This window comes from Bacillus sp. C30 (assembly GCF_040838255.1).
In the GTDB taxonomy this organism is placed as follows: Bacteria; Bacillota; Bacilli; order Bacillales; family Bacillaceae_G; genus Bacillus_A; species Bacillus_A mycoides.
The window spans coordinates 1-8,062 of sequence record NZ_JBFPJH010000154.1; the positions used below are offsets into that span (position 1 = coordinate 1).

Genomic DNA, 8,062 nt, shown 5'->3' on the forward strand with positions numbered 1-8,062 from the left:
ATTTTAGCGTGTTATATGGTATAGTGAGAAAGTATGTTTGGGGAGAAGGAAGGAGATTATACTATGAATACAACTACTCAAACTCCTTCATTATCGGAAACAATGAAAGAGTGGCATTATGCATTAGCATATGAAATTAAACATTGGAAAACGATAGGTGGTAGTAAAATTTCTATCATGAACGGTCGTTTTTTATATACAGATTATGAAAGTACAGTATACGTATTTCAGCTTATTTCGGAAGTAAGCTTACCTGAAGGTTCACCAATTCGAATTGAGTTTGATGGTGAGGAAGCGACAGGAGAAGTATTATCTGTACATGGATTAGAAATAGAACTGAAATTAAATGATTATATACAAGGTGAAATACGAGAAGCGGTTTTATACAGTGAACCGTGGCAACTGTTAGAACAACTACAAGAGAGATTGAAAGAGGCACATAAAGATAAGCTAAAACGTAATCGTATAAAGCGTCTTGTTGATGGGACGAGCAGTCCGAAACATATTGAAAAGATGAAAAATACGAAAAATGAATTGGCGTATCGTTCTTTTTACAATCCAACAACGTACGTGTGGGGACCACCGGGAACAGGGAAGTCTTACAATTTATCGCGTATTATTTCTGCTCATTATCAAAAAGGAAAATCGGTACTTGTGTTAGCTCATAGTAATGCGGCAGTTGACGTATTAATGAGCGAAGTAACGAAGCAAATTGAGAAGAAAAAGAAATGGACACCTGGTGAAATCGTTCGTTACGGTTATAGTCAACATGAACATATACGAAATCATGAAACGTTACTTGCATCGAAGTTAGTTGAAACGACGAATGGATCTTGGGGAGAAGAAAGACTCTATTTAGAAGAGACACGACAAGATCTTCGTGAAAAGATTTTATCATATAAAGCGACTTCTGCTGATAAGAAGCGTATACAAGAGATTGAAAGTGATCTTCGAAAGCAAAAAGCGAAAATTAAAGAAGTAGAAAAAGAATACATTGAAAATGCGAAAGTAATCGGTGCGACTTTATCGAAATGTGCAATTGATTCACTTATTTATGAGCGTACATTTGATTTAGTTGTCGTAGATGAAGTAAGTATGGCTTATGTGCCGCAAATCGCATTAGCTGCTTCACTTGGGAAACGTATTGTCGTTTGTGGTGACTTTTTACAGTTACCTCCGATTGCGATGGCGAACCATGAACTCGTTCGAAAATGGCTCGGTGAAGATATGTTTTATCATGCAGGGATTGTTGATTCTGTAAATAAATCAGAAGCACATCCGAACCTTTTTATGCTGCAGGAGCAAAGACGTATGCATACGGATATATCAAAGTTTACGAATTCATTTATTTATAAAAATAGAGTGTACGATCATCCATCTGTTTCAGAGCGTAAAGAACTTGCGAAACTGCAACCGTTCGCAAATGAGGCGAGTGTTTTATTTGATACGAGCTTAATGGGAGCCTTTTCTTTAAAAGACGCTGCTTCCGGTTCTCGTTTTAATATTATGTCTGGGTTAGTAGCGATGCAAATGATGTTAATTGGATTGTTAGACGGTGTTCAATCTATCGGTGTAGTTACGCCTTACAGGGCACAGTCCCGCTTTTTATCAACGTGCATTAGAGAAATGTTGCAGAAAACGAAATATCAAAACATACCAGTTTTAGCGGCGACAGTTCATAAGTTTCAAGGGTCTGAAAGAGATATGATGATCTTTGATACGGTAGATAGTTATCCGCAAGAACGCCCTGGCGTGTTATTCTTTGATCATAAAAACCATCGCCTCGTCAATGTAGCAGTAACGAGAGCGAGAGGGAAGTTCATTCAATTATCAGATTGCCACTACATGCGTAAAAATCTTTCGAGAAAACAAGCGTTATCGCAATTAACAGCTCATATAGAACGTCACGGAGATGTGTATGATCGCACGACATCAAGACAATTGTGGGAGCGAAAAATCTCGAAACGTTTACGCTGGTTTATGGAAATGAATCTTGAAGAACCGAAAGGGTTATTAAAAGATATTTTAGCTGCGAAACGAAAAATTATCATTTCCCTTCCAAGTACAAGGCAAGTAGATAAACGAGTATGGCAAGCGTTAATGCGTACAAATGCGCAAATAACGGTGTATAGTGATGGACCAGTTCCATTAAAAAATGTAAAATTACAAAGGCAAAACAAAGCGTTCCCGTTTATAGTAATCGATGATGAAATCTTTTGGGCAGGAGCACCTCTTACATCTCAAATGATGTTTGAAGGAAGTATGGAATTTCCGTACATATGTGCAAGATTACAAGCACCTGAAACAATTGGCGTATTAAAAGGGTTTTTAGATATTCGGTAAATTCAGATAGGAATTCCTTGACTTTTGCCTGGAATGAACTTAGAATGAAAATAATTTAATATAATTTTATGAAAATTCTTATCACGAGAGGTTGAGGGACTGGCCCTATGACACCTCGGCAGCGGATTCTTTATGAATACTGTGCCAATTCCAGCAAGGTAACTTGAAAGATAAGAAAGAAGCTCATTTTGACTGTATATACAGAAGCCTCTTTCTATCTTTTAGAAAGAGGCTTTTTTACGTGAAAATAAAAGGAGGAAGAAAAATGGGAGCGACAGGAGTAACGTCACAAAGAAAAACAATTGAAGAGAGTATAGAAAGAAATAAGGAAAAGTACATAGAAACAAGTCATAATATTCATGCGAATCCGGAGATTGGTAACCAAGAATTTTACGCATCAAGAACGTTAAGTTTGTTGTTAGGAAGCGCAGGATTTCAGTTGCAGCACAATATAGCTGGACATGAAACAGGATTTATCGCGCGGAAAAGTTCAGGAAAACAAGGACCAGTTATCGCATTTTTAGCGGAGTATGACGCTTTACCAGGACTCGGTCATGCGTGTGGTCACAATTTAATTGGTACAATTAGCGTTGCAGCAGCGATCGCATTATCAGAAACGCTTGAAGAAATTGGCGGAGAAGTTGTCGTGTTCGGAACACCAGCAGAAGAGGGCGGGCCAAATGGTAGCGCAAAATCGAGTTATGTGAAAGCTGGCTTATTTAAAAACATTGATGCGGCGCTTATGATTCATCCGAGCGGAAAGACAGCTCCAACGAGTCCGTCACTAGCGGTCGATCCACTTGATTTTCATTTTTACGGAAAAACAGCTCACGCAGCAGCTTCACCAGAAGAAGGAATAAACGCATTAGATGCGATTATCCAGCTGTATAACAGTATTAATGCACTTCGCCAACAACTCCCATCAGATGTGAAAATTCATGGAATCATTACAGAAGGCGGCAAAGCACCTAATATTATTCCAGACTACGCATCAGCAAGGTTCTTCATCCGCGCAGCAACGAGAAAAAGATGTGCGGAAGTAACAGAGAAGGTCAGAAATATTGCACAAGGAGCAGCATTAGCAACAGGTACAAAAGTAAAAATTCATCAATTCCAAAATGAAATCGATGAACTACTCGTAACAAAAACATTTAATGACGTCGTAGCGGAAGAGTTAGAACTACTAGGTGAAGATGTAAACCGTAAAGAAAGAGTAGGAATTGGCTCAACAGATGCAGGAAACGTAAGCCAAGTCGTACCGACAATTCATCCGTACATTAAAATCGGTCCAGACGATTTAATTGCGCATACGAATGAATTTAGAGAAGCAGCTCGTTCAGAACTAGGAGACAAAGCGTTAATTACATCGGCAAAAGCATTAGCGAATACAGCGTATCGATTAATTACGGAAGAAGGGTTATTAGAGAAGGTGAAGGAGGAGTTTAGGGAGGCGCGGAAGAATCAGGGGTAGGGAAGAAGGAGAATTATACTCGGGATTTTTTAGTAGGAAATCGAATGAAAAAAGAACCAGCCTATGGCTGGTTTTATTATATTATAAAATGATTTTTCCACATACACTTCATATTTTTACCTTAGTACCCTCTTATCAGAACGACAATTTCCCTTCAAATTCACTCTTTAAAACAATTAAAGGAGACGATAATCCGAATTGCATTAAAGAATCTAAAAATGCAGCGAGAGAATCCATCGAATCGCTCATGACCTTCATCATATAATTAAACTCCCCGCTAATTCGATATAAATCTGTTACTTCAGGAGCAGCATTACAAAATTGGATAAAATCAGAGCATTGGCTCGTTTTAAACATAATAAATGCTTGAATGTTTTTATTAATTTTGGAAGGCTCAAATCTCGTTCGGTATGCCGCTATAACTCCTTGATCTTCAAGTTTGTTAATCCGTTCTTTTACAGCAGGCTGCGTCATGGATATAATCCGCCCTATTTCTGAAACGGAAATTCTCGCATTTTCATACAACAAGTTCATAATTTTATGGTCGATTTCATCCAGTTTTACTGCATTTTGCATTGTGTAGCCTCCTTGTTTTGTTTTCCAAAGTAAATCGTAAATTATAACTATAATATCATAAGTTAACTAACTGAATTACCTATAAATCTATATTTAAAATTATTGGTGTTTGAATAAAAATATAAGTATAGGATTTATCCCGCTATTTGCGGGCAGTAAAACTCCCACCTCAAAATTCAGCTGGAGCAAAGTGGTTAGGTGAGAGATTAACTGCCCGTAAAAGCCCGATTGGTGAGGGCTGATAATCAGTGGGGATGAAGAAAACCCCCACTGATTAAAGTTTCACTTTATCAAACGGAAATTTAGGAAGGATGGAAAAAATGAAGAATTTTGATGGGAAAGTAGCGTTAGTAACAGGAGCGAGTCGCGGCATCGGCCGTGCCATTGCAATAAGATTGGCGAAAGATGGGGCATTAGTTGCAGTTCACTACGGCCGAAATAAAACAGCTGCAGATGAAACGATTATTGAGATTGAATCTAATGGAGGAAAAGCGTTCTTAATTGAAGCTGAGCTTAATTCAATGGATGGTGTCAAAAAGCTAGTAGAACAATTAAAGAATGAATTACAAGCAAGAGTTGGTACATCAGAGATTGATATTTTAGTAAATAATGCAGGCATAGGTATACAAGGAACGATTAAAAATACGACAGAAGAAATTTTTGATGAAATTATGGCCGTAAATATTAAGGCGCCGTTCTTCTTAATTCAGCAAACATTACCATTACTACGAGCAGAAGGGCGCATTATTAACATTTCATCGGCCGAAGTACGACTTGGTTTTACAGGATCAATTGCATACGGTTTAAGTAAAGGGGCATTAAATACGATGACACTTCCTCTAGCTAAACATCTTGGAGAAAGAGGTATAGCAGTGAATACAATTATGCCTGGATATACGAAGACAGATATTAATGCGAAATTGCTAGATAATCCGGAAATACGAAATTTTGCTACGAGTTCGTCTGTTTTTGGACGAATAGGGCAAGTTGAAGATATTGCAGATGCAGTCGCATTCCTTGCTTCTTCTGATAGTCGGTGGGTAACAGGGCAGGTTTTAGATGTTTCTGGTGGGTTTTGTTTATAGGCGGAATCACTCTATAATTATTAACTTGAGATTATTTAAAAGCTATAGAGACTCCACCTTTCGAAAATATTTTAACTATTGAGTTGTAAAACGAACCGTAGTTTTTCATTTTGGGAAGGCTATGGCCTTTTTTAATGGTGGCATAGATATGATGAGAGGAAGTTGAGTTGTGTTAATCAAAAAAAATTGATTAACGAGTTGCATAAAGAACTAAACAGCGTATATACTATAAACATCAAAAAAAATTGATGAAGGGAGAGTGAACTACAGTGGCGCAAGATTTTCAGCTCTATGAGAAAAAATTCAAAGCATTAGCGGATCAGAAGCGTTTAGAGATTATGTATGAACTTTGCCAGCGGGGCCAGACTTGTGTATGTGATTTAACAGAGGTTTTTGAAATGACGCAATCTAAGTTGTCCTATCATTTAAAGATCTTATTAGATGCAGGTTTAATTGTAAAAGAAACAAAAGGTACGTGGAGTTATTATGATTTAAATGATGCGGAAGTAAATAATTTATTATCAGAAGAATTATGCTGTATCTTTAGAAAAACAGGCAAAGGTAGTTGCTGTTAAAATTTTGAACTATTAATCAAAAAAAATTGATTAATGATATGTAAAGAGGAGGAATAAGCTATGAGATATGTTCATGTTGGTATAAATGTTACGGATTTAGAGAAGTCTATTGAATTTTACGAAAAGGTATTTGGTGTGTCACCAGTTAAGGTGAAAATGGATTATGCAAAATTTTTATTAGAGACGCCAGGACTTAATTTCACACTGAACGTACGAGATGAAGTGAAGGGAAATCAGGTAAATCATTTTGGTTTCCAAGTGGATACAGCTGAAGAAATTACATTTCATAAAGAAAGATTAGAAAAAGAAGGGTTCTTTGCACGTGATGAGATGGATACGACTTGTTGCTATGCGGTTCAAGATAAGTTTTGGGTAACGGATCCTGATGGGAACGAGTGGGAATTCTTTTATACAAAAGCACATAGTGATGTTCATAAAATTGAAGATCCATCTTGTTGCACGACTTCTAACGTAGTAGAAAAAAATTCTTGTTGTTAATAGGAGATGGAAAATAAAATGAAACGTTTATCTTTTCTAGATCGATATTTAACACTATGGATTTTTCTAGCTATGGCTGTTGGGATTGGTTTAGGGTTTGTGTTTCCTAGTGTAGTAGACGGACTAAATACATTACAAGTTGGAACGACGTCCATCCCGCTCGCTGTTGGTTTAATTGTCATGATGTATCCACCGTTGGCGAAAGTTCGTTACGAGGAAATGGGCCGGGTATTTAAAGATGTAAAAGTATTGGTTTTATCTTTAGTGCAAAACTGGATTATTGGTCCTGTACTTATGTTTGTTTTAGCAATTATTTTTCTTCCAGATAAGCCAGAATACATGGTCGGGCTCATTATGATTGGTTTAGCACGTTGTATTGCAATGGTAATTGTTTGGAACGACCTTGCTGATGGGGATAAAGAGTATGCAGCAGGTTTAGTAGCTTTTAACTCAGTATTCCAAATGGTATTCTTCTCCGTTTATGCATACGTGTTTGTAACAGTAATTCCAGAATGGTTAGGGATTGAAGGGGCTATTGTCGATATTACAATGATAGAAGTAGCGAAATCAGTATTTATCTATTTGGGAATTCCTTTTATAGCAGGTATGTTAACACGCTTTGTACTAGTTAAGTTAAAAGGAAGACAGTGGTATGAAAAGGTATTTATACCGAAGATTAGTCCACTTACATTACTTGCATTATTATTTACAATCATCGTTATGTTCTCTTTAAAAGGGGAAATGATTGTTAGCGTACCATTAGATGTAGTAAGAATAGCGATTCCGTTATTAATCTATTTTATTGTAATGTTTTTTGTTTCTTTCTTTATGGGAAGAAAAATTGGTGCAAACTATCCAGTGACTACAACGTTAGCATTTACAGCAGGTAGTAATAACTTTGAGTTAGCGATTGCTGTAGCAGTTGGTGTATTTGGTATTCATTCGGGCGCAGCATTTGCAGCTGTTATCGGACCTTTAGTCGAAGTACCTGTCATGATTGCACTTGTAAACGTTGCTTTTTGGTTTAAACGTAAATATTTTAATGATCAATCAACTTAAAAATAAAGGTGGAAAACAACATGGAAAACAAAAAGACAATCTACTTTTTATGCACAGGAAATTCATGCCGAAGTCAAATGGCAGAAGCTTGGGGCAAACAATATTTAGGAGATAAGTGGAATGTATATTCTGCAGGAATTGAAGCACACGGAGTAAATCCAAATGCTATTAAAGCAATGAATGAAGTAAATATCGATATAACAAATCAAACATCAGATATAATTGATTCAAGAATTTTAAATAATGCTGATTTAGTCGTTACACTTTGTAGTCATGCGGATTCTGTTTGTCCATCTACTCCGCCGCACGTAAATCGTGTTCACTGGGGATTTGATGACCCGGCAGGAAAAGAGTGGTCTGAGTTTCAACGTGTTCGTGATGAAATCGGTGAACGTATAAAACGATTTTCTGAAACAGGGGAGTAAAGTAAAGAGCCAATCTTCTATTTTATAGGG

8 protein-coding genes and 1 riboswitch are annotated in these 8,062 nt (G+C 37.0%); of the genes, 7 read left to right on the plus strand and 1 reads right to left on the minus strand.

Features of this window, described 5'->3' with window-relative positions:
* The first annotated feature begins 33 nt into the window (after positions 1-33).
* A complete protein-coding gene (locus tag AB3X49_RS14490; RefSeq protein ID WP_215552057.1) occupies positions 34-2,343 on the plus strand; it encodes an AAA domain-containing protein in 2,310 nt (769 codons plus the stop codon).
* Between the two features lie 75 nt (positions 2,344-2,418).
* A riboswitch (SAM riboswitch) is annotated at positions 2,419-2,520 on the plus strand.
* Positions 2,521-2,608: 88 nt separating this feature from the next.
* Entirely contained in the window at positions 2,609-3,814 is a 1,206-nt protein-coding gene (locus tag AB3X49_RS14495; protein WP_367962930.1) for a M20 family metallopeptidase, read from the plus strand.
* A 135-nt stretch (positions 3,815-3,949) separates the two neighbouring features.
* Here the strand turns inward: AB3X49_RS14495 and AB3X49_RS14500 are convergent, their stop codons facing one another.
* Positions 3,950-4,390, minus strand: coding sequence for an Lrp/AsnC family transcriptional regulator (locus AB3X49_RS14500; RefSeq protein WP_367962932.1), 441 nt, complete (start codon positions 4,388-4,390; stop codon positions 3,950-3,952).
* A 320-nt stretch (positions 4,391-4,710) separates the two neighbouring features.
* Between AB3X49_RS14500 and AB3X49_RS14505 the strand changes: the two genes are divergently transcribed.
* The 5 genes from AB3X49_RS14505 to arsC all read left to right on the plus strand — a co-directional run bounded on the left by AB3X49_RS14505 (position 4,711) and on the right by arsC (position 8,032).
* Positions 4,711-5,475 carry an SDR family oxidoreductase gene (locus AB3X49_RS14505; protein ID WP_367962934.1) on the plus strand — a complete coding sequence of 255 codons (765 nt, stop codon included), beginning with the start codon at positions 4,711-4,713 and terminating at the stop codon, positions 5,473-5,475.
* 269 nt (positions 5,476-5,744) lie between these two features.
* Positions 5,745-6,050 (plus strand): arsenical resistance operon transcriptional regulator ArsR, encoded by a 306-nt coding sequence (gene arsR / locus AB3X49_RS14510; RefSeq protein WP_000046018.1) that lies wholly within the window; start codon positions 5,745-5,747, stop codon positions 6,048-6,050.
* Between the two features lie 60 nt (positions 6,051-6,110).
* Positions 6,111-6,548, plus strand: coding sequence for an ArsI/CadI family heavy metal resistance metalloenzyme (locus AB3X49_RS14515; protein WP_193665375.1), 438 nt, complete (start codon positions 6,111-6,113; stop codon positions 6,546-6,548).
* A gap of 18 nt (positions 6,549-6,566) precedes the next feature.
* Complete coding sequence (gene arsB, locus AB3X49_RS14520; protein ID WP_367962939.1) at positions 6,567-7,607, plus strand: ACR3 family arsenite efflux transporter; 1,041 nt, start codon at positions 6,567-6,569, stop codon at positions 7,605-7,607.
* 20 nt (positions 7,608-7,627) lie between these two features.
* The gene (gene arsC, locus AB3X49_RS14525) at positions 7,628-8,032 is read left to right on the plus strand and encodes an arsenate reductase (thioredoxin) (RefSeq protein ID WP_367962942.1); all 405 of its coding nucleotides are present in this window, start codon (positions 7,628-7,630) and stop codon (positions 8,030-8,032) included.
* The last annotated feature ends 30 nt before the right edge of the window (positions 8,033-8,062 follow it).

What these genes read in the sequence shown, in the direction of transcription:
- AB3X49_RS14490 (WP_215552057.1), top strand. Translation starts at nt 34, where the DNA reads ATGTTTGGGGAGAAGGAAGGAGATTATACTATGAATACAACTACTCAA.
- AB3X49_RS14495 (WP_367962930.1), top strand. Translation starts at nt 2,609, where the DNA reads ATGGGAGCGACAGGAGTAACGTCACAAAGAAAAACAATTGAAGAGAGT.
- AB3X49_RS14500 (WP_367962932.1), bottom strand. Translation starts at nt 4,390, where the DNA reads ATGCAAAATGCAGTAAAACTGGATGAAATCGACCATAAAATTATGAAC.
- AB3X49_RS14505 (WP_367962934.1), top strand. Translation starts at nt 4,711, where the DNA reads ATGAAGAATTTTGATGGGAAAGTAGCGTTAGTAACAGGAGCGAGTCGC.
- AB3X49_RS14515 (WP_193665375.1), top strand. Translation starts at nt 6,111, where the DNA reads ATGAGATATGTTCATGTTGGTATAAATGTTACGGATTTAGAGAAGTCT.
- arsB (WP_367962939.1), top strand. Translation starts at nt 6,567, where the DNA reads ATGAAACGTTTATCTTTTCTAGATCGATATTTAACACTATGGATTTTT.
- arsC (WP_367962942.1), top strand. Translation starts at nt 7,628, where the DNA reads ATGGAAAACAAAAAGACAATCTACTTTTTATGCACAGGAAATTCATGC.